Annotated in this window: 25 protein-coding genes and 1 pseudogene; 13 read left to right on the top strand and 13 right to left on the bottom strand. The window is 72.6% G+C overall.

The window, feature by feature from the left end; translation table 11 throughout:
* Positions 1–210: 210 nt before the first annotated feature.
* Together ABZ128_RS01660 and ABZ128_RS01655 are read right to left on the bottom strand one after the other, a co-directional pair.
* The gene (locus tag ABZ128_RS01660; protein ID WP_356845445.1) at positions 211–1,740 is read right to left on the bottom strand and encodes a DUF3152 domain-containing protein; all 1,530 of its coding nucleotides are present in this window, start codon (positions 1,738–1,740) and stop codon (positions 211–213) included.
* A 5-nt stretch (positions 1,741–1,745) separates the two neighbouring features.
* A complete protein-coding gene (locus tag ABZ128_RS01655; protein WP_356845444.1) occupies positions 1,746–2,726 on the bottom strand; it encodes an alpha/beta hydrolase in 981 nt (326 codons plus the stop codon).
* Positions 2,727–2,870: 144 nt separating this feature from the next.
* Between ABZ128_RS01655 and ABZ128_RS01650 the strand changes: the two genes are divergently transcribed.
* The 4 genes from ABZ128_RS01650 (at position 2,871) to ABZ128_RS01635 (ending at position 4,733) form a co-directional block, all read left to right on the top strand.
* On the top strand, positions 2,871–3,086 hold the full coding sequence (locus tag ABZ128_RS01650; RefSeq protein ID WP_356845443.1) for a hypothetical protein: 216 nt from the start codon (positions 2,871–2,873) through the stop codon (positions 3,084–3,086).
* 167 nt (positions 3,087–3,253) lie between these two features.
* The gene (locus tag ABZ128_RS01645) at positions 3,254–3,919 is read left to right on the top strand and encodes a TetR/AcrR family transcriptional regulator (RefSeq protein WP_356845442.1); all 666 of its coding nucleotides are present in this window, start codon (positions 3,254–3,256) and stop codon (positions 3,917–3,919) included.
* A 157-nt stretch (positions 3,920–4,076) separates the two neighbouring features.
* Entirely contained in the window at positions 4,077–4,304 is a 228-nt protein-coding gene (locus tag ABZ128_RS01640; RefSeq protein WP_356845441.1) for a DUF3107 domain-containing protein, read from the top strand.
* Between the two features lie 129 nt (positions 4,305–4,433).
* A complete protein-coding gene (locus ABZ128_RS01635; protein ID WP_356845469.1) occupies positions 4,434–4,733 on the top strand; it encodes a hypothetical protein in 300 nt (99 codons plus the stop codon).
* Between the two features lie 122 nt (positions 4,734–4,855).
* On the opposite strand, the gene ABZ128_RS01630 is transcribed toward ABZ128_RS01635, so the two are convergent.
* Positions 4,856–5,614: a ferritin-like fold-containing protein gene (locus ABZ128_RS01630; RefSeq protein WP_356845440.1), complete on the bottom strand. Its 759-nt coding sequence runs from the start codon at positions 5,612–5,614 to the stop codon at positions 4,856–4,858.
* A gap of 468 nt (positions 5,615–6,082) precedes the next feature.
* On the opposite strand from ABZ128_RS01630, the gene ABZ128_RS01625 reads away from it, so the two are divergent.
* The 3 genes from ABZ128_RS01625 to ABZ128_RS01615 all read left to right on the top strand — a co-directional run bounded on the left by ABZ128_RS01625 (position 6,083) and on the right by ABZ128_RS01615 (position 9,190).
* Positions 6,083–8,005, top strand: a complete 1,923-nt coding sequence (locus ABZ128_RS01625) for a DEAD/DEAH box helicase (RefSeq protein ID WP_356845439.1) — start codon at positions 6,083–6,085, stop codon at positions 8,003–8,005.
* Between the two features lie 90 nt (positions 8,006–8,095).
* A complete protein-coding gene (locus ABZ128_RS01620; protein WP_356845438.1) occupies positions 8,096–8,953 on the top strand; it encodes an alpha/beta hydrolase in 858 nt (285 codons plus the stop codon).
* An 84-nt stretch (positions 8,954–9,037) separates the two neighbouring features.
* Positions 9,038–9,190, top strand: coding sequence for a hypothetical protein (locus tag ABZ128_RS01615; protein WP_174250346.1), 153 nt, complete (start codon positions 9,038–9,040; stop codon positions 9,188–9,190).
* Positions 9,191–9,259: 69 nt separating this feature from the next.
* Here ABZ128_RS01615 and ABZ128_RS01610 read toward each other — a convergent pair whose 3' ends face one another.
* The 4 genes from ABZ128_RS01610 to ABZ128_RS01595 all read right to left on the bottom strand — a co-directional run bounded on the left by ABZ128_RS01610 (position 9,260) and on the right by ABZ128_RS01595 (position 12,285).
* Positions 9,260–9,865 (bottom strand): MarC family protein, encoded by a 606-nt coding sequence (locus ABZ128_RS01610; protein WP_356845437.1) that lies wholly within the window; start codon positions 9,863–9,865, stop codon positions 9,260–9,262.
* A 50-nt stretch (positions 9,866–9,915) separates the two neighbouring features.
* Complete coding sequence (locus tag ABZ128_RS01605) at positions 9,916–10,782, bottom strand: PHP domain-containing protein (RefSeq protein ID WP_356845436.1); 867 nt, start codon at positions 10,780–10,782, stop codon at positions 9,916–9,918.
* A 215-nt stretch (positions 10,783–10,997) separates the two neighbouring features.
* Positions 10,998–11,639, bottom strand: coding sequence for a DUF6758 family protein (locus ABZ128_RS01600; RefSeq protein WP_356845435.1), 642 nt, complete (start codon positions 11,637–11,639; stop codon positions 10,998–11,000).
* A 61-nt stretch (positions 11,640–11,700) separates the two neighbouring features.
* Positions 11,701–12,285 carry a suppressor of fused domain protein gene (locus tag ABZ128_RS01595; protein WP_356845434.1) on the bottom strand — a complete coding sequence of 195 codons (585 nt, stop codon included), beginning with the start codon at positions 12,283–12,285 and terminating at the stop codon, positions 11,701–11,703.
* Positions 12,286–12,688: 403 nt separating this feature from the next.
* Here ABZ128_RS01595 and ABZ128_RS01590 point away from each other — a divergent pair, with 403 nt between their 5' ends.
* Both ABZ128_RS01590 and ABZ128_RS01585 read left to right on the top strand, forming a co-directional pair.
* On the top strand, positions 12,689–13,804 hold the full coding sequence (locus ABZ128_RS01590; RefSeq protein ID WP_356845433.1) for a magnesium and cobalt transport protein CorA: 1,116 nt from the start codon (positions 12,689–12,691) through the stop codon (positions 13,802–13,804).
* A gap of 31 nt (positions 13,805–13,835) precedes the next feature.
* Positions 13,836–14,348, top strand: coding sequence for a hypothetical protein (locus tag ABZ128_RS01585; RefSeq protein WP_356845432.1), 513 nt, complete (start codon positions 13,836–13,838; stop codon positions 14,346–14,348).
* Positions 14,349–14,396: 48 nt separating this feature from the next.
* Here the strand turns inward: ABZ128_RS01585 and ABZ128_RS01580 are convergent, their stop codons facing one another.
* Positions 14,397–15,191, bottom strand: a complete 795-nt coding sequence (locus ABZ128_RS01580) for a hypothetical protein (RefSeq protein WP_356845431.1) — start codon at positions 15,189–15,191, stop codon at positions 14,397–14,399.
* Positions 15,192–15,422: 231 nt separating this feature from the next.
* On the opposite strand from ABZ128_RS01580, the gene ABZ128_RS01575 reads away from it, so the two are divergent.
* The 3 genes from ABZ128_RS01575 to ABZ128_RS01565 all read left to right on the top strand — a co-directional run bounded on the left by ABZ128_RS01575 (position 15,423) and on the right by ABZ128_RS01565 (position 18,609).
* Positions 15,423–16,703 carry a CBS domain-containing protein gene (locus tag ABZ128_RS01575; RefSeq protein WP_356845430.1) on the top strand — a complete coding sequence of 427 codons (1,281 nt, stop codon included), beginning with the start codon at positions 15,423–15,425 and terminating at the stop codon, positions 16,701–16,703.
* A gap of 175 nt (positions 16,704–16,878) precedes the next feature.
* On the top strand, positions 16,879–17,406 hold the full coding sequence (locus ABZ128_RS01570) for a DUF1003 domain-containing protein (RefSeq protein ID WP_356845468.1): 528 nt from the start codon (positions 16,879–16,881) through the stop codon (positions 17,404–17,406).
* 69 nt (positions 17,407–17,475) lie between these two features.
* Positions 17,476–18,609: an Mrp/NBP35 family ATP-binding protein gene (locus ABZ128_RS01565; protein ID WP_356845467.1), complete on the top strand. Its 1,134-nt coding sequence runs from the start codon at positions 17,476–17,478 to the stop codon at positions 18,607–18,609.
* A 93-nt stretch (positions 18,610–18,702) separates the two neighbouring features.
* On the opposite strand, the gene ABZ128_RS01560 is transcribed toward ABZ128_RS01565, so the two are convergent.
* The 5 genes and pseudogenes from ABZ128_RS01560 to sigE all read right to left on the bottom strand — a co-directional run bounded on the left by ABZ128_RS01560 (position 18,703) and on the right by sigE (position 22,868).
* Complete coding sequence (locus ABZ128_RS01560) at positions 18,703–19,446, bottom strand: hypothetical protein (protein ID WP_356845429.1); 744 nt, start codon at positions 19,444–19,446, stop codon at positions 18,703–18,705.
* A 167-nt stretch (positions 19,447–19,613) separates the two neighbouring features.
* Entirely contained in the window at positions 19,614–20,051 is a 438-nt protein-coding gene (locus tag ABZ128_RS01555; protein ID WP_356845428.1) for a sec-independent translocase, read from the bottom strand.
* A 106-nt stretch (positions 20,052–20,157) separates the two neighbouring features.
* The gene (locus ABZ128_RS01550) at positions 20,158–21,414 is read right to left on the bottom strand and encodes a trypsin-like peptidase domain-containing protein (RefSeq protein WP_356845427.1); all 1,257 of its coding nucleotides are present in this window, start codon (positions 21,412–21,414) and stop codon (positions 20,158–20,160) included.
* 261 nt (positions 21,415–21,675) lie between these two features.
* Positions 21,676–22,092: pseudogene (locus ABZ128_RS01545) on the bottom strand (zf-HC2 domain-containing protein); the annotation flags it as partial.
* On the bottom strand, positions 22,089–22,868 hold the full coding sequence (gene sigE, locus ABZ128_RS01540) for an RNA polymerase sigma factor SigE (protein WP_356845426.1): 780 nt from the start codon (positions 22,866–22,868) through the stop codon (positions 22,089–22,091). The pseudogene ABZ128_RS01545 and the gene sigE, both read right to left, overlap by 4 nt.
* A 213-nt stretch (positions 22,869–23,081) precedes the next feature.
* Between sigE and ABZ128_RS01535 the strand changes: the two genes are divergently transcribed.
* On the top strand, positions 23,082–23,744 hold the full coding sequence (locus ABZ128_RS01535) for a class I SAM-dependent methyltransferase (RefSeq protein WP_356845425.1): 663 nt from the start codon (positions 23,082–23,084) through the stop codon (positions 23,742–23,744).
* Positions 23,745–23,813: the final 69 nt, after the last annotated feature.

Raw genomic sequence — 23,813 nt, 5'->3', positions numbered from 1 at the left:
TGTAAACAAATAACAAAAAAAATATCATAACATATTGTAAGACTATATAAAAAGGGGGGGGCGGGGGGGCGCCCCGCCACTCCCCCCCCCCCCCCCACCGGAAGGGGTGAAGAGTCGTAACTTTCCCGTACGGTCCGCGTTCGAGCGCGCTAGAGCCGGGGGACGGTGCCCCGGCTCTCCCGGCACCCTGCCGGGAGAGCCGGTCCGGGCTCAACTCCCGGGGAAGACCCAGGGGTTGGGCTTGCACTGGATGCCGCCGATGTCGAGCGACTTCGTCTGCTGCTGCATGATCGGCGCGAGGGCGCCCGGGGTCTGGCAGTTCACGTGCCCGTGCCCGAGCCGGTGGCCGACCTCGTGGTTGATGAGCATCTGCCGGTAGGCGAACATCTGCTCCGCGCCGTACGTCGTCGAACCCTGCGCCCACCGGAACGCGTTGATCATCACCCGGTCGGTGGAGGCGGAATCGCAGCTGACGTTGTCGACGGTGGTGTCCAGCCCGGACTTCGCGCACCACACCCCGGTGGTGCCGGGGCTGGCGAGGGTGATCACGAAATCGGCCTCACCGCCCGGCACCCGCTCGAAGGTCTTCACCCCGCCGTGACCCCAGCTGCGGTCGTCGTTGAGCGTGCGGTGGACGGCCTCGGCGAACAGCTGGGGGTCCAGGCCGAGCCCCTGCTCGACGTCCACCCGGTAGCGGATCTTCTTGCCCTTGCCGGGCGCCGGGGCCAACCCGGGCACGGTGTCGAAGACCCCCGGCCCCTGGAGCTTCTCGTCGATGGGGAACTGCTGGGCCATCTTCTGCTCGTACGAGAGCTCGGGCGCGGCGGCGGCCGGCGGCTGCGGGGTCGGCCGGCCGTCGGACCGGGAGGCGGCGGACTGCCCGGGCTGGGCCCGGTCCGGCACCTGGCCGGCGGACCGGGTGGCGCTCGCCCCGCTCTGCCCCTCGGAGGCCATGTGCACCGCCACGACCACGGCGAGCACGGTGCTCACGGCCACGGCGGCCATGCCGGTGTACGTACGGGCCTTGCGGCCGCGGCCGGGGCCGGGCGGCTCTGCGGCCGGGGCCTCCTCGGGCGCCGCGGGCGCCTGCGGGGTGCGCGGGCCGGGAACCCGGCGGTGCGAGCCGGTGGAGGTGAGGGGGTCGGCCGCGGCGGGGGGCGTGCGCAGCTCGGGCGCCGGTGCCCGGGCGGGCAGGGTGACCTGCGGGAAGCCGACCGCGGGGGTACCGAAGGCGGGGGTGTCGGTGTCCAGGGTGGCCGCGGAGGCGCTGCGCGGGCGCGGTACGGCGCCGCGGCCCGGGTCCGCACCGGCGGGGCGGCCCCAGGCGGCGGGCCCGGGCCGGCCGCCCCAGGCGTCGCCGGGCTCGGGCTGCTCGGGGTGGCCTGCGAGGCGGGCGTCCGGCTCGGGCCACTGCGGGGGCGCGTATCCCTGGTGGGTGACGGTGGGTTCGGCGTGGTGGCGGCCGGCCGGTTCGCCGTACGCGGGGCGGGCCCCGTACGGCGGCTGCTGCCCGTAGGGCCGGTGCTCCGCATAAGCGGAGGTCTCCCCGTAGGGCCGGTGCTCCGCGCGGGAGGGGTCCTCCCCGTACGTCCGGCGCTCCGCGGGGAAGGGGTCCTCCCCGTACGGCCGGTACTCCTCGTACGGGAAGTCCTCCCCGTACCCCGGATGCACCGCGGGTTCCGGCTCCGGCGCGGGCCGGCTCGGGGCCGGGGCGGGGCCCTTGCGACTATGTCGTCCCACGGTCGTCAGCCTCTGCCGTCTTCGGTGTGTCGTGCGGACTCGTCCAGCAGCTCCCGGAAGGCGGTCGCGACCACCTCGGGGTACTCCATCATGGCCACGTGCCCGGCCTCGGGCAGGCACAGCAGCCGCGAACCGCGGAAGGCGGCGGCGGCCTTGCGCGCCATACGGTACGAGACCAGCAGGTCGCGGCCGCCGTAGATCAGCAGGGTCGGGGCGAGCACCCGCTGCGCCTGACGCCACAGTCCGTGCTGCCCACCGAGGGTGTAGGCGTCGACGATGCCGCGCGAGGAGCGGGTCATCGCCTCCCAGAAGTAGGGCAGGGCGAGCCGCCGCTCCATCTCCTCCACGGCGTGGCGGAAGCCCTCGGGCGTCACCCGTGAGGGGTCGCCGTAACAGAGGTCCGTCACCCCCCGCGTGCGCTGTTCGGCGGTCAGACCGCGGGTCAGCCGGGCGAGCAGCGCGGCCGTCCCGGGGACGGCGAGCAGGGCCGTCGGCACCGCCGACCTCTGTACGCGCAGTTCCGGCAGCGCGGGCGAGACCAGGGTCAGCGTGCGCACGAGGTCGGGCCGGACGGCGGCGACGCGGGTGACGACGGCGCCGCCCATGGAGTTGCCGAACAGGTGCACCGGGCCGCGCCCTGCGGCGTCGAGGTGGCGGATGACCGCGCGGGCCATCGCCGTCAGCGAGTAGTCCCGGTTGGCGGGCGGCGGGGACCAGCCGAAGCCGGGCAGGTCGAGGGCCTCGCCGTCGACCTCGTCCTCCAACTGCGCCATGAGGTCCGACCAGTTCGTCGAGGAACCGCCGAGTCCGTGGACGAAGAGGGCCGCGGGCAGACCGGGGCGGCGCGGTGGCCGGAACCGTACGGCCAGCTCCAGCCCGGGCAGCGCGACGGTGCGCACCTGCTCGCCCTCCGCCACGCGGACGGCCGCCACCTGGGAGGACGGCTCGGCGGTGGAGCGCAGGCCCGGCAGCTCGGTCGAAGACATGGGGGCAATGTTACGAGACGATCACGTCCGGACTCTTGTGTTCGGCATCACAGACGCATGCGGATCCGCGTAGCGGGGTATTGGCGATCCTCCTAGGCTCATAGTGAGCAGGCCCACGAGGGGTGAGGGAAGAAGGGGAGCCAGATGAGTGTCGACCCCGCAGAGCCGGACAGCTTCCACGACCGATTCCGGGATCCCCTCGACGCGGAGGCACCCGAAGCGGACACCGCGGAGCAGCTGGCCGAGGTGCAGCCGGACGAGGACGACCGGGTCACCGGCGTCGACCGCGACGAGGCGGCCGACGGTGACGCGGTCGAGCAGGCGCGGGTGGTGCCCCTGGACGAGGACGACTACCGCTGACGGGCGACGCTACCGCCGAGTACCCCGCCGAGCACCGCTGACCAGCACCTCAGGGTGGTCCGCACAGCGAGAAAACTCGGCTTGGACCCTACAGATTCGGTTACCGAAAAGTACGATGGCGGCGCGGCGCAGAGCGCACTGTGTTCTTAGAGAAAGTGGGAGGCGGCGTGACAGCCATCGAGCAGACGGAGGCAGCGCGTCCCCGGGGCACGCGCCTGCCGCGCCGAGCCCGACGCAATCAGCTCCTGGGTGCGGCCCAGGAGGTCTTCGTCGCGCAGGGTTACCACGCGGCGGCGATGGACGACATCGCCGAGCGTGCCGGAGTCAGCAAGCCGGTGCTGTACCAGCACTTCCCCGGCAAGCTCGACCTGTACCTGGCGCTGCTGGACCAGCATTGCGAGGCCCTGCTGCTCGCCGTGCGCGGCGCGCTCGCGTCGACCACGGACAACAAGCTGCGCGTGGCCGCGACCATGGACGCCTACTTCGCGTACGTGGAGGACGAGGGCGGCGCGTTCCGGCTGGTCTTCGAGTCGGACCTGACGAACGAGCCGGCGGTGCGCGAGCGCGTCGACCGGGTCTCGCTCCAGTGCGCCGAGGCGATCTCCGACGTCATCGCCGAGGACACCGGCCTGTCGAAGGACGAGTCGATGCTGCTGGCGGTGGGCCTGGGCGGGGTCTCGCAGGTCGTGGCCCGGTACTGGCTTTCCAGCGAGAGCCCGGTCGCCCGGGAGACGGCGGTGGGTCTGCTGACCTCGCTGGCCTGGCGCGGTATCGCCGGCTTCCCGCTGCACGGCACGGACGCGGGGCAGGGCGGGCAGGGCGCGCAGTCCTGAGCCCCGGCGGCGGCGCCGGCGCCCTGCCGGTGCCGACGTGGGCGCTGTTCGCTGCGAGCATGTCCGCAGCGCCGGGTCGGCGTCCCCTCTCCGGGCTAATGTGGACCGGGTACGGCGCGGCGATACGCGCACAACGGACCGTCGGAGGGACAAAGCCGTGGAGGTCAAGATCGGCGTGCAGCACGCACCCCGGGAGATCGTGCTGGAGAGCGACTTGAGCGCCGAGGAGCTGGAGCGCGTCGTCACGGCCGCGCTGACCGGTTCGGAGCCGCTGCTGAGCCTGACCGACACCAAGGGCCGCAAGGTCCTGGTGCCGTCCGACCGCCTGTCGTACGTCGACGTGGGCGAGCCGAGCGTGCGCAAGGTCGGTTTCGGCGCGCTCTGACGCTCCGGCCGCTTCGGGAACTGGGTGAAACGGCCCGGTGGTTGATTCCACCGGGCCGTTTCCCTTTCTTCCGCTTCGGGTAGGACCGCAGTGACCTGGTTTGCCCCTGATCTTCGGGAGGCCTTCATGCTGCTGATGGAAGCGCTCGGCTCCGCCCTCCTGGGCCTCGCCCTGTCCGGAGCGGCCGTGCGGGTGCTGGCGCAGCGGCTGCCGTCCCGGAGAGTGGTGCTGGTCAGCGGGGTCCTGGGGGCCCTGTTCGGGGCGTACCTCACGCAGTACGCGCTGGGCCCGGGGCACAACACCCTGACCGCGACCTTCGTCGGCGCCGTGCTGGTGGCGGCGGTGGTCCTGTCGCTGCTGCTACGCCCGGGCGCAGGTCCGCGGCGATCATCCCGCCCGGCTCCGTTTTCGCTCCCGTCGCGGGGCTGACCGGCCGCCGCCGGCCCTGAGGCGGACACGCGTCGGCCCCGGCACGCAGGCGAACTGCGTGCCGGGGCCGACGTACGCCGTGGCCTGCCGCCAGGCGGCGGGGCTTCTGGGCGGCGGGGCTTCTAGGCGGCGAGACCGAGGGCCGCCATCCGCTTGGTGTGGGCCTTGGTGATCCGGGTGAACATCTCGCCGACGGCCGCCAGGTCGAAGCCCGCGGCCATCCCGTCGACGCCGCCGACGAGCATCGTGGAGAGCGCGTCGCGCTCGGCGACCACCCGCTGGGCCTGCGAGAGCGCCTCGCCCATCAGCCGGCGGGCCCACAGCGCGAGCCGGCCGCCGACGCGCGGGTCGGCCTCGATGGCCGCGCGGACCTTCTCGACGGCGAAGCCGCCGTGGCCGGTGTCGTCGAGCACGCTCACGACGAGCGCGCGGGTGTCGGTGTCCAGGTGGGTGGCGACCTCACGGTAGAAGTCGCTGGCGATCGAGTCGCCGACGTACGCCTTGACCAGGCCTTCCAGCCAGTCCGACGGCGCGGTCTGGCGGTGGAAGTCGTCGACGCCCTTGGCGAAGGGCTCCATGGCGGCGGTCGGCTCGACCTCGATCGCCGCGAGCCGGTCGCGCAGCCGCTCGAAGTGGTGGAACTCCGCGGAGGCCATCTTCGCGAGCTCGGCCTTGTCGTCCAGGGTGGGCGCGAGCTTCGCGTCCTCCGCGAGGCGCTCGAAGGCCGCGAGCTCTCCGTACGCGAGCGCGCCGAGCAGGTCCACGACGGCGGCCCGGTACTGCGGCGAAGCGGAGGCGGTCGCCCAGTCCTGGGCCGCGATCCCGCTCTTCTCGGCGGGCGTGCTGTCGTCGGCGGGCGATGCGTTATCTACGGTCGACATGCTCCGCACAATAGCCCGCCGGAACACCGCCCAGGGCACCACGTCCGGGCATTGCCGGTCCACCTAAACGCGACTACCAGGTGAATTCACCCGACACAGCTGCGCGATTCCGGGGTACAGTGGTAAAGCGCCTGCCGGATACTCGGCGGGCCATCCGAATGAGGATGCCCGGTCGGTGGCCCGATCGGCTCCACCCGACCGCCCTCGGCGTGATGCGTACGCACATGCGTACCGCCTCTCCACGAGGGGCCCCCTCAGCGGCACGAGCGCTTGAGCGAAGGCCAGTGGTCCCGCGCAGCTTCGTACGACCCTCCCGAACATGGGCGGGCGCAGTACTCCAAGCCCGGCACGGTACGACCCCCCTCGCCGCCTCGCGCCGCGTCTCACAGAAGAGGCAGCACCCTGACTACGTTCCGAGACCTCGGGATCCTTCCCGAAACCGCCGAAGCCCTTGAAGCCGTCGGCATCGTGACCCCCTTCCCCATCCAGGAGATGACCCTCCCCGTCGCCCTCTCCGGCACGGACGTCATCGGCCAGGCGAAGACCGGAACCGGCAAGACGCTCGGTTTCGGCCTTCCGCTGCTGGAGCGGGTCGTCGTCCCCGCGGACGTCGAGGCCGGCCGGGCCACGCCCGAGCAGCTGACCGACGCCCCGCAGGCCCTCGTCGTCGTCCCGACGCGCGAGCTGTGCACCCAGGTCACCAACGACCTGCTGACCGCGGGCAAGGTCCGCAACGTCCGCGTCCTCGCCATATACGGCGGCCGCGCGTACGAGCCCCAGGTCGAGGCGCTCAAGAAGGGCGTCGACGTCATCGTCGGCACCCCGGGCCGCCTGCTCGACCTGGCGGGCCAGAAGAAGCTCGACCTGTCGCGCGTCAAGGCGCTCGTCCTGGACGAGGCCGACGAGATGCTCGACCTGGGCTTCCTCCCGGACGTCGAGAAGATCATCAACTACCTGCCGGCCCGCCGCCAGACCATGCTGTTCTCGGCGACCATGCCGGGCGCCGTCATCGGCCTGGCCCGCCGGTACATGTCGCAGCCGACGCACATCCGCGCCACCTCGCCCGACGGCGAGGGCGTGACCGTCGCCAACATCACGCAGCACGTCTTCCGTGCGCACAACATGGACAAGCCCGAGCTCGTCTCGCGCATCCTGCAGGCCGAGGGCCGCGGGCTGGCCATGATCTTCTGCCGTACCAAGCGCACCGCGGCGGACATCGCCGAGCAGCTGGAGAAGCGCGGTTTCGCCTCCGGTGCCGTCCACGGCGACCTGGGCCAGGGCGCGCGCGAGCAGGCGCTGCGCGCGTTCCGCAACGGCAAGGTCGACGTGTTGGTGTGCACCGACGTCGCCGCGCGCGGTATCGATGTCGAGGGTGTGACCCACGTCATCAACTACCAGACGCCGGAGGACGAGAAGACCTTCCTGCACCGCGTGGGCCGCACCGGCCGCGCGGGCAACAAGGGCACCGCCGTCACCCTGGTCGACTGGGACGACATCCCGCGCTGGCAGCTCATCAACAAGGCGCTGGAGCTCGACTTCCACGAGCCCGAGGAGACGTACTCCACGTCCCCGCACCTGTACGAGCTGCTGAACATCCCGGCCGGCACCAAGGGCATCCTGCCGCGCGCCGAGCGCGTGCGGGCCGGCCTGAAGGCCGAGGAGCTTGAGGACCTGGGCGAGACCGGCGGCCGCGGTGGCCGAGGCGGCCGCGGTCCGGCCGCCACGGCCACGGTGGCCGAGGAGCGTCCCGCCCGTACGCGGACCCCGCGCCAGCGCCGCCGTACGCGCGGCGGTGCCGAGGTCTCCGCCGCTCCCGTGACCCCGGTCGCGGAGGCCCCCGAGACGGCCGCGGCTCCGGCCGAGGACGAGCCGCGCAGGCCGCGCCGCCGCCGTACCCGGGTGTCGGCCGCGTCCGCCGCGGTCGCGGTGGCCGAGGCCGCCCCGGTGGCTGCGGTCGTCGAGGCCCCGGTGGCTCCGGTGGCTCCCGCCGAGGAGGCCCCGGTCCAGCCGAAGCGCACGCGGACCCGCAAGGTCGCGGTCGCCGAGACGACTCCGGAGCCGGACTTCCAGATCGCGCCGCCCTCCGAGCCTGTGAAGGCCCGCCGCACCACCCGCCCCCGCAAGGTGGCGGAGGCCGCGCCGGCCGCCGAGGCCGCGTCGGCCGTGGCCGAGGAGGCCCCGGTCCAGCCGAAGCGCACCCGGACCCGCAAGGTCGCGGTCGCCGAGACGACTCCGGAGCCGGACTTCCAGATCGCGCCGCCCTCCGAGCCCGTGAAGGCCCGCCGCACCACCCGTACGCGGAAGGCCGCGGAGCCCGCGCCGGCCGCCGAGGCCGCGGAGGCTCCCGCGAAGCCCAAGCGCACCCGGACCCGCAAGGCCGCCGAGGCGTAGGCCCCGCTCCGCCACGACGACGGCCCCGGTCCCCTGTCACAAGGGGGCCGGGGCCGTTGCCGTGCCCCTACGGGCCGGTAACCTCGGGCCATGAGCAAGCCGCCCCGCCTCACGCTGCCGTCCGACGCCCGCGCGTACCGTCTCACCACCGCACGGGGCGCGTTCGCCGTGCACGAGGCCGGTGCGCCCACCCGGGGCACCGCCCTGCTCGTGCCCGGTTTCACGGGCAGCAAGGAGGACTTCATCGGCCTGCTGGAACCGCTGGCGGCCGCCGGCTACCGGGCCGTCGCCGTCGACGGGCGGGGCCAGCACGAGAGCCCCGGCCCCCGCGAGGAGGCGGCGTACGCCCTGGAGGAGCTGGCGCTGGACGTGCTCGCGCAGGCCGAGGCCCTCGACGCGGGCCGCGTCCACCTGGTCGGCCACTCCCTGGGCGGACTGATCGCCCGCGCCGCCGTCCTGCGCGACGCATCGCCCTTCGCCTCGCTCACCCTGGTGAGCAGCGGCCCCGCGGCGATCTCCGAGGAGCAGCAGGCCCGTACGAAGCTGCTGGTCGCGGCCCTGGAGGCGATGCACGGGGACATGGCAGGCATCTGGACGGCGATGCGTGCGCACGATCCGCAGGATGCGGTCGCGGACTCCCCCGAGCTGGCGCACTTCCTGCGCGAGCGCTGGCTGGCCACCGTCCCGGAGCAGCTGATGGCCACGGGCCGCATCCTGGTTTCCGAGCCGGACCGGGTCGAGGAGCTGAGCCGGGTGGACCTGCCCAAGCTCGTGGTGTCCGGGGAGGTCGACTATGCGTGGCCGGTGCCGCTGATGGACGACATGACAGATCGGCTGGGCGCTGAGCGCGTGGTGGTGCCGGGTGCGGAACACTCCCCGAACGCCGAGAACCCGCTGGTCACCGCGGGTGCGCTGACCGCGTTCTGGCGGTCGGTCGTTAGCGAGTGAAAAAATTTCCTTAGCGTAGGGAATGTTTGCCTCTTACACTTCGTTGGAACAGTGCAAGGAGAACACTGACGAAGGGAGAAGCCCGTGCGCTTCGAGATTCTGCGCCTGGACGATGTCGACGGATCCGCCGTGGACAGCACCGTCGTGGACGCGGCCTCCGTCAACCGGATCGTTCAGCAGGCCGCGTCGATCGGCCAGCGCATCCTGATCCGACCGGCCGAGAGTGCGTCCTCCTGACACTCCGCACCGAAGACGTCGACGCCCCCTGACCGAGAGCCGGTCAGGGGGCGTTTGCTCTGCGTCCGGTCAGGAGCCGCGCACGACCTGCAGCACACCGTTGATGATCTGCTGCACGGCGATGGCGGAGAGCATCATGCCGGCGAGCCGGGTCACGAGGACGACGCCGCCGTCCTTGATGACCCGGATGATCACGAGCGAATAGCGCATGGTGATCCACAGGACCACGTGCATGGCGGCGATGGCGGTCCACACCGACAGCTGGCCGCCGAACCCGTCGGCCTTCTGCACGGCGAGGATGACGGACACGATCGCACCGGGCCCGGCCAGCAGCGGCATGCCGAGCGGGACGAGCGCGACGTTCACGTCCTTGGTCTGCTTCGGCTCGTCGGTCTTGCCGGTGAGCAGGTCGAGTGCGATGAGCAGCAGCAGCAGACCACCGGCGATCATCAGCGCGGGTACGGAGACGTGCAGGTAGTCCAGGATCTGCTGGCCGCAGATGCCGAAGACGGCGATGACGCCGAACGCCACGCAGACGGCCTGCCAGGCCATGCGGCGCTGCACCTTGGCGGGGCGGCCGGAGGTCAGCGCGAGGAAGATCGGCGTGATGCCCGGCGGGTCCATAATCACAAAAAGCGTGAGAAAAAGGGATCCGAAGACGGCGAAGTCGAACACAGTGATGCCTTGCAGGAGAGAGGGGTGTTTCCAGGGAAGAGAAGGGGCGCCTAGGCGCGGGCGTCTCCACCGGCGCCGGGTACGGGGAAGGCCCCCGTCGCGCGGCGCGTGATCTCGCCGAAGATCTCGGGGTCGGTCGTGTACTCCCCGAGGCGGCAGGTCTTGCGGCTGCCGTGGTAGTCGCTGGAACCGGTCGTCAGCAGACCCAGCTCGTCGGCCAGGGCGCGCAGCCGGGCGCGCGTGTCGGCGTCGTGGTCCATGTGGTCCACCTCGATGCCGTCCAGGCCTGCGGCGGCGAGCCCGGCTATCGCGGACTCGGGCACGCAGCGGCCGCGCTTCGCGGCGCCGGGGTGCGCGAACACGGTGACGCCGCCGGCCGCCTTGACCAGCCGGATGGCCTCGAAGGGGTCGAGCTCGTGCTTCTCCGCGTACGCGCGGCCGCCGTCGGCGAGCCAGTCCGCGGTGAACGCGTCGGACACGGTGGGGACGACGCCCAGCTCCACGAGGGCGGTGGCGATGTGCGGCCGCCCGACGGATCCCCCGCCGGCGATACGGGCCACCTGCTCCCAGGTGACGTCGACACCGAGGGCCCGGAGCTTGCCGATCATGGCCTGGGCGCGGGGGGTGCGGTCGTCCCGGACGAATTCGCGCTCACGGGCGAACTCCGGCTCCTCGGCGTCGAAGAGGTACGCGAGCATGTGCACCCCGATGCCGTCGAGCCGGCAGGACAGCTCGATCCCGGGCACGAGGGTGAGGCCGGCCGGCACGGCGGCGATGGCCTCGGCGTATCCCCTGACGGTGTCGTGGTCGGTCAGCGCCACCACGTCGAGCCCGGCGGCGGCCGCGTTGCGGACCAGCTCTGCGGGGCTGTCGGTCCCGTCGGACGCGGTGGAGTGGGCGTGCAGATCGATGCGCACGGCCGTGACTCCAGGGTGAACGGTGACGGGGGGACACCTCAGGATACCCGCCACCAGGACCGGATGTACCAGGCACGCAGGTGGGGGGGACACTGCGGTGGCGAGCCGAGGACGAGCGGTCACCGCCGCGTCGGCCACGGGCCGACCAGGACAGGCGGCCAGGCCGGGCCGGACACCGGCCCGGCCGGATCAGGCCAGACCCCGCCCGGTCAGGGCTACGGTCCCAGGACCCGCGGACTGAGCGCCCCGCAGGGCAGCAGTTCGAGCTCCGCCCCCGCATCCCGCAGATCGGCCAACACCAGCTCGTCGTACAGCAGCAGGCCCGACTGCTCCGGCCACACCACCGCCCACAGCCACATCCCCCGCGCCTCGCCCGCGAAGACCGCCCGGTCGTCCGGGGCCCCGTTCACGTGCCACAGCGGCGTCGGCCGTCCCCCCGCGACCACCTTGGCGTGCGGCGGGGACGACACGTCGATGTACGCCCCGGGGTCCGGCCCGTCGATCCCCGCGTAGCGCGCGCCCAGGCCGACGCCCAGTTCCTCCGCGATGAGCAGCAGTTCACCCATCCCGCCCAGCGGCCCGGGGCCCGAACACGCCACCGCCGTCCCGCGACCCCCGCTGCGGTCGTCCCCGGCGGCCGCCACCCCGGTGAACAGCCACCCCAGCGGCAGCGGCCACGGCATCCACACCGGCACCTGGGCCCGGTTCACCACCACGCCCAGGCCCTCGACGCTGGGCGGGATCACGGGTTGCAGGGGGTACACCGCGCCGTGCACCTCACACTGCCAGGAGTCGGAGAAGAGGCCGGGCGCCCTGACCCGGCCACCGCATTTCGGGCAACTCGGTTCGCCCCTCATAAGATGCCACGCTCCTCCCCGCCCGGCGCGCCGTCAAGGCGCGATCACCCGTCCGGATGTGTCAGTCCAGCGTCACCGCGGTACGCAGAGGGTCCCGCAGATCCGTGCCGTGCGCGAGCCAGCGTTCCTGGAGGGCGGCGGCGCCGTGGACCCGCTTCCAGGCGGCCTCGTTCGGCGTCATGGGCAGCAGCGGGAGGAACCGGACCGGGTCCATCGGCTCGTCCAGTTCCAGGTCCTCCACCAGCCCGCCGGACTCCGCCACGAGCACGGAGGTGAAGGGCGCGCCGTCCCACAGCGGCCCGCCCACGTCCAGCGAGGCCCCCGGGGCCACCACCAGCCCTTCGACCTGCGGCGACGAGGCCAGCACCGCGAGCGGCCGCAGCAGTTTGTCGGTGGGCGCGAGGCCGGCCCGTACGGTCAGTACCAGCTCGGCGCGCGGTCCGCGCAGCGGGTCGGCGAGGACGGCGGTCGGGTCGGTCATCGGATGCGCGGACATGCCGAGGGTCGCGTACCGCACGAGGTCGCCCTCGGTGAAGCGGAGCACCTCGATGCGGTCGGTACCCAGGAAGGTGACGGAGGCGCGGGCGTCGGGTTCGCCGAGCGCACTGCGCAGCCGGGCCTCGACGAGAGCCAGAATTTCTGCCATGGAGCGAGCATAGAACTCGTATCAGGCGGGTAAAGGGCGGGTCTTGACCATCCGTCGGCTGATAGTGTTGATCGCTGATCGGGGCCGCGCGGAGAACTGCGTTTCAAGGCCCCGGAGACAGGACGTCCCTCACGGGGGACCGGCCGGAGGAGGTGGGGCTGCAATGGATCGAAGTCGATCGTGCAGTACCAACCGCTCTTCCACTCCCCGCAGGGGCATGCACCGCCCCGTTTGATCACCCGGTGATCCCCCGTGGTCATCATCCGATCGGTCGAAGAGCGACGGCAGACCTTTGTCCTCCCGTCCTGTTCCTTCCGTCCGGACGCCCGGCCCTGCCCGCCGGTCCGAGACGGAGGGCCTCCCACCCGTACGGTTCGCAGCCGTGCGTGCGAAGGAGCCTGTCATGTCGATGCTGCCCTACCTGCGTGCCGCCGTCCGTCCCGCGCTGCGCCGGTCCACTCCCGCCCAGCCCGGCTACGACACCACCCGCGATCCCTCGGCGAGCAGCGCGGTCGTCGACTGCGCCGTGTACCGCGACGGCCGGCGCGCGCTCGGATCGGCGTGTCTGACGCCGCGTGAGGCGATGCGGCGGGTCCGCGAGGACGGCGGGTTCGCCTGGATCGGGCTGCACGAGCCGACCGAGGCCGAATTCGCGGGGATCGCCGCCACGTTCGGTCTGCACCCGCTCGCGGTGGAGGACGCGGTGCACGCCCACCAGCGGCCGAAGCTGGAGCGCTACGACGACACGCTCTTCACCGTCTTCAAGACGATCCACTACGTCGAGCACGCCGAACTGACGGCCACCAGCGAGGTCGTGGAGACGGGTGAGGTGATGTGCTTCACGGGCCCCGACTTCGTCATCACGGTCCGGCACGGCGGACAGGGCTCCCTCAAGGGCCTGCGCCACCGTCTGCAGGACGACCCCGAACTGCTGGCGAAGGGCCCCTCGTCGGTCCTGCACTCGATCGCCGACCACGTCGTCGACGGGTACATCGCGGTCGCGGCGGCCGTACAGGACGACATCGACGAGGTGGAGAGCGCGGTGTTCGCCGCGCCCGCCAAGGGCGGCGCGCGGGGCGGTGACGCGGGCCGCATCTACCAGCTCAAGCGGGAGGTGCTGGAGTTCAAGCGGGCGGTCGCCCCGCTGCTGCGGCCGATGGAGCTGCTGAGCGAGCGCCCGATGCGGCTGGTCGACCCGGACATCCAGAAGTACTTCCGTGACGTCGCCGACCACCTGGCGCGGGTGCACGAGCAGGTCGTGGGCTTCGACGAGCTGCTGAACTCGATCCTCCAGGCGAACCTCGCGCAGGCGACGGTCGCCCAGAACGAGGACATGCGCAAGATCACCTCCTGGGCGGCGATCATCGCGGTGCCCACCATGATCTGCGGGGTCTACGGCATGAACTTCGACCACATGCCGGAGCTGCGGTGGCGCTACGGCTATCCGATGGTGATGGCGACGATCGTCGGCATCTGCTTCACCATCCACCGGGCCCTGCGCCGCCACGGCTGGCTGTAGGGCCCCCCAGGGCACCGCCTAGTCTGTGCGCATGACTCTCAGCACGCTCGACCTGGCCCTCGTCGAGGAGGCCACCAAGAAGTCCGGCCTGATCTGGGTCCGCGGCTCCGGGGCCGAGCGGGCCCTGTGGCACGCCTGGGTGGACGGCGCGGCCCACGTGCTGGGCGACGGGCCCGGGGAGCAGCCGCTGCCGGGGCTCGTGGACGCGGGCTCCGCCGAGGTGACGGTGCGCAGCAAGGACAAGGGCGGCCGGCTGGTGGCCTGGACCGCGACCGTACGGGAGCTCGCACCCCGCGGTGAGGCGTGGGAGGCGGCGGTGGCCGAGCTCAAGGGCAAGCGGCTGAACGCGCCCGACTCGGAGGAGATGACCGACCGCTGGGCGCGCGAGTGCCGGCTGCTGCGGCTGGAGCCGGTGGCGGCGAGCACGGACCTGCCGAGCGGCTCGCTGGCCGCGGCCCCGCAGTCCTCGCCCGCGATCACCCGCAGGCCGGTCCCGGCCGGGCTGCCGAAGCTGCTGCTCAAGCGGAAGAAGGCGGCCCGCTAGCCGGGCCCGCTCCTCCTGCGCCCCTGCTGCCCCGCTCGTGCGGTTCCCCTACTTCGTCGGGTCCGCGCCCTGCCCGGAGCCCTTGCCCGGGCTCGGGCTCGGCGCGGAGTCGCCGCCCTGCTCCTTCGTCGTCGGCAGCTGCGACCCGTAGTCGACCGTCTGGTCCTGCGCGGGCGGGTTCAGCGGGAAGGTTTTGCCCCAGTCGGAGAGGTCCACCCGCCCGGCGCCCCCGGCGCGCTCCATGCGCAGCGGGTACGGGGTCCCCTGCAGGGAGACGGAGAGCTTGCCGCCCTTGCCCTGGTCCGCGGTGACCTGGACCGCGCGCGTGGGTCCGACCTTGGTGTAGTCGCCCTTGGCGAGCTTGCCGTCGAGTCCGAGCAGCCCGTCCAGCAGGACGTGCATGTCGGTGAACCCGCGGAACTGCTTGTAGGTGGGATCGCTCTGGGGGACCTTCACGTACTTGTCGCCGAGCTTGCCCGCCGAGTCGGACTTCCCCCAGAACGCCGCGCTGGCCTTCAGGTACAGCTGGTCTCCCACGCGCAGCAGCTGGAAGGTGTCCTCCTGCGATTTGACCTCGCCGGAGCCGCCGTCCTTGCCGAGCCGCATGTCGAGCGTGAAGGACTTGCCGCCGCTGACGAGCGTGCCGGACAGGTGGACGGAGTCGGCGGAGCCGGCCGCGGCCTTCGCCTTGTCCTCGATCTGGTCGGCGGAGAGTTTGCCGACGCCGTTCGTGCCCTCGTCGGGGTCCGCCCCGCAGCCCGTGCCGGTGACGGCCAGGCCCGCGCACAGGACACCGACGAAGGCGGCCCGGCGCAGCCGTGCGGCGGGGAAGTAGGCGGTCACGGGCAGGTGCCTCTCGTCGTGCGCGGTCGAGCGGGGTGGGTCGTCGTCGGGCGGGGGCGGAGCGTCGTGGAGCGTTGCCGGGCAGCAGGCAGCGTACCCGCCCGTACGCGTGCGCCCGGGGGGTGGGCGGCCGGGCAGCCCGGGCGGACCGCCTGCCAGGGCGTCCGCTGCGGGCACGGGCTAGCCTGAGGGGCGCAAGGACTGTTGATCGACGCTTGAGGAGGCGCTCGCATGGCCGGTGGCGCCCCACGGATCTTCGTCTCCCATCTGTCGGGTGTGCCCGTCTTCGACCCCAACGGCGACCAGGTGGGCCGTGTCCGCGACCTGGTGGCGATGCTGCGCGTCGGCGGGCGGCCCCCGCGGCTGCTGGGCCTGGTGGTCGAGGTCGTCAGCCGGCGGCGGATCTTCCTGCCCATGACCCGGGTCACCGGCGTGGAGTCCGGGCAGGTCATCACCACCGGTGTCGTCAACATGCGGCGTTTCGAACAGCGGCCCACCGAGCGGCTGATCCTCGGTGAACTGCTGGACCGCCGGGTGAGGCTGGTCTCGACCGGCGAGGAGGTCACCGTCCTGGACGTGGCCATCCAGCAGCTGCCGGCCCGCCGCGACTGGGAGATCGACCGGATCTTCGTCCGCAAGGGCAAGGGCGGCGCGCTGCGCCGGCGCGGGGAGACGCTGACCGTGGAGTGGTCGGCGGTCACCGGCTTCTCGCTGGAGGAGGAGGGCCAAGGCGCCGAGAACCTGGTGGCGACCTTCGAGCAGATGCGCCCGGCCGACGTGGCGAGCGTCCTGCACCACCTGACGCCCAAGCGGCGCGCCGAGGTGGCCAGCGCCCTCGACGACGACCGGCTCGCGGATGTCATGGAGGAGCTTCCCGAGGACGAACAGGTGGAGATCCTCGGCAAGCTGAAGGAGGAGCGCGCCGCCGACGTCCTGGAGGCGATGGACCCGGACGACGCGGCCGACCTTCTCTCGGAGCTGCCGGAGCACGACCAGGAACGGCTGCTGACGCTGATGCAGCCCGACGACGCGGCGGACGTGCGCCGCCTGTTGTCCTACGAGGAGAACACCGCGGGCGGTCTGATGACGACCGAGCCGATCGTGCTGCGGCCGGACGCGACGGTGGCGGACGCGCTGGCCCGCGTACGGCAGGCGGACCTGTCGCCGGCGCTGGCGGCGCAGGTGTACGTGTGCCGGCCGCCGGACGAGACGCCGACGGGCAAGTACCTGGGCACGGTGCACTTCCAGCGGCTGCTGCGCGACCCGCCGTTCACCCTGGTCAGCTCGATCGTCGACACGGGCCTGCCGCCGCTGACGCCGGACGCCTCGCTGCCGGTGGTGACCAGTTACCTCGCCGCGTACAACATGGTCGCGGTGCCGGTGGTCGACGAGAGCGGCTCGCTGCTGGGCGCGGTGACCGTGGACGACGTACTGGACCACCTGCTGCCGGAGGACTGGCGCGAGAAGGACTTCCACTCCGAGCACTCCGAGGAGGCCGTCCGTGGCCGGTGAGCGGGGGCGCGGGGACCAGGGGCGCGAACGGGAGCGGCGCCGGGAGCAGGTGCGCGAGCGGCGGGAGCGGCGCGAGCACGCCCGTGAGCACGGCACGGCGGAGGCGGCCGAGCGCACGGAGCGGGCGGAGCGGCCCGACCGCGCCGCCGAGCGGGCCGAACGGGCCAAGGCGGGGCTGGCCACGGGGTCGAGTGCGCTGACGCGCTCTCGGGTCCGCCTGGACCTGCCGCGGGCCAAGCGCCGCTCGCTGCTGCCCGAGTACGACCCCGAGGCCTTCGGGCGGCTGTCGGAGCGGGTGGCGCGCTTCCTCGGCACGGGCCGGTTCATCGTCTGGATGACCCTGGTCATCATCGTGTGGGTGCTGTGGAACATCTTCGCGCCGGAGCACCTGCGCTTCGACCAGTACCCGTTCATCTTCCTGACGCTGATGCTGTCGCTGCAGGCCTCGTACGCCGCTCCGCTGATCCTGCTGGCGCAGAACCGGCAGGACGACCGCGACCGGGTCAACCTGGAGCAGGACCGCAAACAGAACGAACGTTCGATCGCGGACACCGAGTACCTGACCCGGGAGATCGCGGCCCTGCGGATGGGTCTGGGCGAGGTCGCGACGCGCGACTGGATCCGCTCGGAGTTCCAGGACCTGATCAAGGAGATGGACGAGCGGCGGCTATTCCCGGCGGAGAGTGACGAAGGCGACCGCTAGCGGCCTTTCCTGAGGCACGCTACCGAGCCGTACCATCGGGGCATGGCTACCGACACAAGCTCCGCCGCCGTGCCCGAGCAGGACGCGATCCTGGACGCGCTGGCGACGGTGAACGACCCTGAGATCCACCGGCCGATCACCGAGCTCGGCATGGTCAAATCGGTGGAGATCGGTGACGGCGGCGCCGTCGCCGTCACGGTCTACCTGACGGTGTCGGGCTGTCCCATGCGCGAGACCATCACGGAGAACGTCAGCGAGGCCGTGGAGAAGGTCGCGGGCGTCACCTCGGTGGCCGTCACGCTGGACGTGATGAGCGACGAGCAGCGCAAGGAGCTGGCTGCCTCGCTGCGCGGCGGCACCGCCGAGCGCGAGGTCCCGTTCGCCAAGCCGGGCTCGCTGACCCGCGTCTACGCGGTCGCCTCGGGCAAGGGCGGCGTCGGCAAGTCCTCGGTCACCGTCAACCTCGCCGCGGCGATGGCGGCGGACGGCCTGAAGGTCGGCGTCGTGGACGCGGACATCTACGGCCACAGCGTGCCGCGCATGCTGGGCGTGGACGGCAAGCCCACCCAGGTCGAGAACATGATCATGCCGCCGTCCGCGAACGGCGTGAAGGTCATCTCCATCGGCATGTTCACCCCGGGCAACGCCCCGGTGGTGTGGCGCGGCCCGATGCTGCACCGCGCGCTGCAGCAGTTCCTGGCGGACGTCTTCTGGGGCGACCTGGACGTGCTGCTGCTCGACCTGCCGCCGGGCACGGGCGACATCGCGATCTCCGTGGCCCAGCTGGTGCCGAACGCGGAGATCCTGGTCGTGACCACCCCGCAGCAGGCCGCGGCCGAGGTCGCGGAGCGGGCCGGCTCCATCGCCGTGCAGACCCACCAGAAGATCGTCGGCGTGGTCGAGAACATGTCCGGGCTGCCCTGCCCGCACTGCGACGAGATGGTCGACGTGTTCGGCACGGGCGGCGGCCAGAAGGTCGCCGACGGCCTCACCAAGACGGTCGGCGCGACGGTCCCCGTGCTGGGCTCCATCCCGATCGACGTCCGGCTGCGCGAGGGCGGCGACGAAGGCAAGCCCGTCGTCCTGTCCGACCCGGACTCCCCGGCCGGCGCGGCGCTGCGCACCATCGCGGGCAAGCTCGGCGGCCGCGCACGCGGGCTCGCGGGCATGTCGCTGGGCATCACCCCGCGCAACAAGTTCTGAGGGGCGGCGGCCCGGACCCGGGTCGCCGCGTGTGGAGGGCACCGCTGGTCGGCGGTGCCCTTTGCCGTACGCCCCGTGCGTCCCCGGCGCCGGCTACTCGTAGGCGCTCAGGTCGCCGATCACCGAGAAGCCGAGCCCGTACGCGCTCATCCCCCGCCCGTACGCGCCCAGGTGGACTCCGCCCCGCGTGGAGCCGGCCAGGACCCAGCCGAACTCGGACTCGCGGTAGTGGAAGGGCGTCGGCTCGCCGTCGACCGGCAGCGACAGCGTCGACCAGTCCGACCCGTCGAGGTCGTCGGCCAGCTCCCAGGCGGCCTCGGTCTGCTGCTCCAGCCAGTCGTCGCGCAGGGTGTGGTCCATCTGGCCGGGCCAGCTGTAGGCCAGCAGCCCGGAGCCGGCCAGCCAGGCCGCCGAGGACACCGAGGTGGCCTCCAGGGTGCCGGTGCCGTCGCTGCTGCGGCGCAGCGGATTGCTCGCGACGGTGACGACCACCGCGAAGCGCTCCTTCTCGCCGGTCGCGAGCTCCCCGCGTGCGGAGGGCTCGTCGCCGTGCCCGGTGGACCCGTGCTCGACGGTGCCGTCGGCCCCGGTGCCGACCTGCATGAGCCAGCGGGGGCCGGTGAAGGCCCCGTCCAGCCCGTACCAGGGGAACTCGGCCCGCAGGTACCCCTGGGCCGTCCGGCGGGCCGCCGGGACGGGCGTGGCCGCCTCCGTGGCGGCTTCGGGCGGCACCTGCGGGGATGCAGGAGCCGGTGCGGCAGGTGCGGCGGGCTCGGCGGCGGGCGCGGGTGCTTCGGCGGGCTGGGTCGCTACCCGGCTGCTGCTCGTCGTCTCCATCTGGGCGGCCTCTCGTTGCGTGGGGTCCGGAGCCGGCCCTCCCCCCTCGCTTCGCTGGGGGGACCCTCCCCCTCGCTCGGCTGGGGGACCCCCAAACCCTCGGGCGTCCCGGGTCCGGACTCATGGAGGATAGCCATCCGACCCGGGATCGCCCGGCAGGCCGCGCCTCAGGTGGCGTCGGCGTCGAAGGGGGCGCGCTGGTCGGCGGCCGGGGCGGCGGGCTTCTTCAGCAGGTCCGGGCCGGTGGCGGCGGTCACGGCGGAGGCCCCGGAGGCGGGAGCGGTCTCGCGGCTGTTGACGGCGTCGGTGACCTCGTTCAGCTCCTTGCGGAGGTCGAAGCTGCTGCGGATCTCCCTGAGGTCCTCGTTCTCCGTCAGCTGCTTGCGGATGAACGTCTTCGGGTTCAGGTCCTCGAACTCGAAGTCCTTGAACTCCGGGCCGAGTTCGGAGCGGATGTCCTGCTTGGCACTGTCGGAGAGCGCGCGGACCTTCCGGATGAAACCGGACACGTCCTGGATCACCTTCGGCAGCTTGTCCGGACCGAAGACGAGAATGGCGAGCACCACGATCGTGACCAGTTCGAGTGCGCCTATGTCGTTGAACACCTTGCCGCTCCTCGGCTGTCTCCACTGCGGGCCCGCACCCACGGTACCCGGCGTTGCCGGACGGCCCCTACCTCGGTGCCGCATCCGCCGGGGTTTCTCCGTCCCGTCATGATCCGTTCGCCGAACCGAGGACCATGTCCAGGGTGCGTTCCCGGCCGTCGCGGAGCACGGTCAGTTTCAGCGGGTCACCCGGGCGGTGGGCGCGGATCTTGATGATGAGCTCGTCGCCGCCGTGTACGCGCGTGCCGTCCACCTTGGTGATCACGTCGCCGCCCTTCAGTCCGGCCCTCTCTCCCGGCCCGTCGGGGGTGACGGCCGGTTTGCCGCCCTCGCCGCGGGTGGCGACGCGGGCCCCGTCACCCGAGTACTCCATGTCGAGGGTGACCCCGATGACGGGGTGGGTGGCGCGGCCCGTGCGGATGAGCTCCTCGGCGACCCGCTTGCCCTGGTTGACGGGGATGGCGAAGCCGAGGCCGATGCTGCCGCTCTGCTTCGCGCCGTCTCCGCCGTCGCCGCCCGCGTCGGCTCCGCGGATGGCGCTGTTGATGCCGATCACGTGGGCCTTGGCGTCGAGGAGAGGGCCGCCCGAATTGCCGGGGTTGATCGGTGCGTCGGTCTGCAGGGCGTCGACGTAGCTGATGTCGCTGCCGTCGCCCTTGTCCCCGCCCGCGGTGATGGGCCGCCCGGTGGCGCTGATGATCCCGGCGGTGACGGTGTTGGAGAGGTCGAAGGGCGCGCCGATGGCCACCACCGGGTCGCCGACCTTGACGTTCTCGGAATTCCCGAGGGTCAGCGGCCTCAGGCCCCGTACCCCGTCCACCTTGACCACCGCCAGGTCGTACCCGATGTCGCGGCCGATGAGTTCGGCGGTGACGCTGTCGCCCGTGCTGAAGGTGACCGTTATGTCCTTGGCCCCCGCGACCACGTGGTTGTTGGTCAGGATGTGCCCCTCGGCGTCGAGCACGAACCCGGTGCCGGTGCCGCCGCCCCCGCTGCCCCGGACGTGCAGGGTCACCACGCCGGGGAGCGCGGTCGCGGCGATGCCGGCCACGCTGTCGGGGGCGCGGTCCTTGGCCTCCGCGGCCGCCTGGGGGAGCTCCAGGCGGGTGCCGGCCCGGCGCTCGGCGAGTACGCCGACGTAGCCGCCGATGCCGCCGGCGAGGAGGGCGGTGCCGAGGCCGAGGGCGACGGCCTGGCGCAGCACGAGACCGCGGACGGGCCCCGCCGCCGGCCTGCCGCCGTCCACCGTGTGCAGCGGGCCGGCCGCCCAGGGGTCGTAGGCGGCCGCGGGGGGCGCGCCCGCGGGCCGGTCGGGGTGGCTCCACCAGGACGGAGCCGGTTCGGACTGCTGACTGTCGGCCATGGGCGCTCCCCGTGTACCTGTATCTCCGCGGCCGATTCAACCACCCCCGGGGCCGCCGGGCGGCTCACCGGCGGGTCCGGAGCCGGCTCAGGGTCTCAGGGACACCGGCTGGGGCGAGGGGGACAGCCAGGGCTGGACCAGGGGTCTGGCGGTGAAGCCCGGGGCGGGGACCCGTTCGCGGGCCACCGCATCGGACACCGGGGCCACGGGGCCGGGCCTGGTCGCAGGGGCCTCGCCGTGCATCCGCGGGTCCACCACGCCGTCCGCCGGGAGGGAGCCGCCCAGCGCGAAGGCGGCCAGCGACACCGCCCCGGCCGCGACGAAGGCGAAGCGCCGCCTCGGCCGGCCCACCTCGTGGATGCGGAAGCCCTGCTGCGGCGCGGTCGGCGCCACGTACCCGAACGGTCCCGACGGCCCCGGTCCCGACGGCCCGTCAGGACCGTCCTCCGGGAGCCCCTGCAGGCGCGCCAGCAGCCCCGCCGACAGGGGCGGCGGGGCACTTTCCACGAACATCGTCTTCACCCGGCGCTGGGCGTCGGCCTCGGCCTTGCACTTGGCGCAGGTGGCCAGGTGCGCCAGGACCCGCTCCCGCGCGTCGTGGCTCAACTCCCCGTCCACCAAGGCGGCGAGGCGGTCGCCCAGGTGGTGTTCGGCAGGAGACGGACTGACTCCGCTCACTCGGCTCCGCCCTCTCCCCCGGCTCCCGGCGCGCCCACCGCCGCCCCCGCCAGCGCGCGCTGCTCGGCCCGGGCTCCGGGAGACCGGTGCTTGAGGGCCTTGCGCAGGTGCGAGCGGCCGCGGTGGATACGGCTGCGGACGGTGCCGAGCTTGACCCCGAGGGTCGCGGCGATCTCCTCGTACGACAGGCCCTCGATGTCGCACAGCACCACGGCCGCACGGAACTCGGGCGCGAGCGTGTCGAGCGCCTGCTGGACGTCGGCGTCGAAGTGGGTGTCGTGGAGCACTTGCTGGGGGGACGGCTCGCGGCTCGGCAGCCGCTCGGCCGCGTCGTCGGCGAGTGCGTCGAAGCGGATCCGCTGCTTGCGGCGGACCATGTCGAGGAAGAGGTTGGTGGTGATCCGGTGGAGCCAGCCCTCGAAGGTGCCCGGCGTGTAGGTGGACAGCGAGCGGAAGACGCGGACGAAGACCTCCTGGGTCAGGTCCTCGGCGTCGTGCTGGTTGCCCGTCAGACGGTAGGCGAGGCGGTAGACCCGCGCACTGTGCGTGCTGACGATCTCCTCCCACGAGGGAGGGGTCCACGCCTGGGTGCCCGCATCGGCGGCAAAGGTCGCGGTGGTTGCGGTGGCAGCGGTGTGGAAGCGGTCAGCAATGTCGGTCACGGATTTCGGCTCACCCGCCGACCAGAAGAGGCGTCGGAATACGCCTCCACGATCCACAGGCGCAGCCGCACCTCCCCTATCGGCTCTGGTGGTGTCCAGTGGAGTCCCTACCATAGCCACCCCTCCCGTCAGCTCCGGATAAGTGTTTTTGCAGTAACTTTGCTCGGCCCTTCGGCCCTCCGGGCCGCCGATCTGCCCGGTGCCGTCCGATCTATCCCGCCCGGGCCCCGTCCCGGTGTCCCTTTTGCATCACTGTTTTTTCGTCGCCGTTTTCTTCAACGCCCGGTCCCATCTGCGGGTTCCCGACGTCAGCGGATACAGTCACCGTTGCGCCAACTATGGGGACAGGAGAGGGTCATTACCGGCAACCGGCAGACGAGCTGGGCTTTCGCCGACGCGTTTGTCGCCGAGGACGACGCTCTGCGGTGGGCCCGCGACCGGGCCAGGGAAGCGGGCCTGCGCTCCGTCTCCCCCGGCACCGGGGCCGCGCTGCGCCTGCTCGCCGCCACCGCCGACGCCAAGGCGGTCGCCGAGATCGGCACCGGCACCGGCGTCTCCGGCATCCACCTCCTGCACGGCATGCGCCCCGACGGCGTGCTGACCACGGTCGATCCGGAGCCGGACCGGCAGGCCTTCGCCCGCCAGGCCTTCCGCGCGGCGGGCTTCGCCGGCAACCGGGCCCGCTTCATCCCCGGCCGCGCCCTGGATGTACTGCCCCGCCTCGCGGACGGCGGCTACGACCTCGTCTTCTGCGACGGGGACCCCACCGAGTCCCTCGACTACCTCGCCGAATCGTTGCGGCTGCTGCGCCCCGGCGGGCTGGTCTGCTTCGAAGGGGTCTTCTCCGACGGGCGCACCGTGGACTCCACGGCCCAGCAGGCGGAGGTCCTGCGCGTACGGGAGCTGCTGCGCAGCGTCCGGGAGAGCCCGGCGCTGGAAGCGGCGCTGCTGCCGGTCGGCGACGGCCTGCTGTGCGCGGTCCGGCGCTGAGCCGGCGGGTCGGCACCGCCGGACGGCAGTCCGGCACGGCGGCGAAGCCGGCGAGGCGCCCCGGGGCCG

This window comes from Streptomyces sp. NPDC006326, assembly GCF_040612915.1.
Taxonomy (GTDB): domain Bacteria; phylum Actinomycetota; class Actinomycetes; order Streptomycetales; family Streptomycetaceae; genus Streptomyces.
The sequence above is the reverse complement of the archived record's forward strand: the minus strand, read 5'-3'. Positions and strand labels throughout refer to the sequence as shown.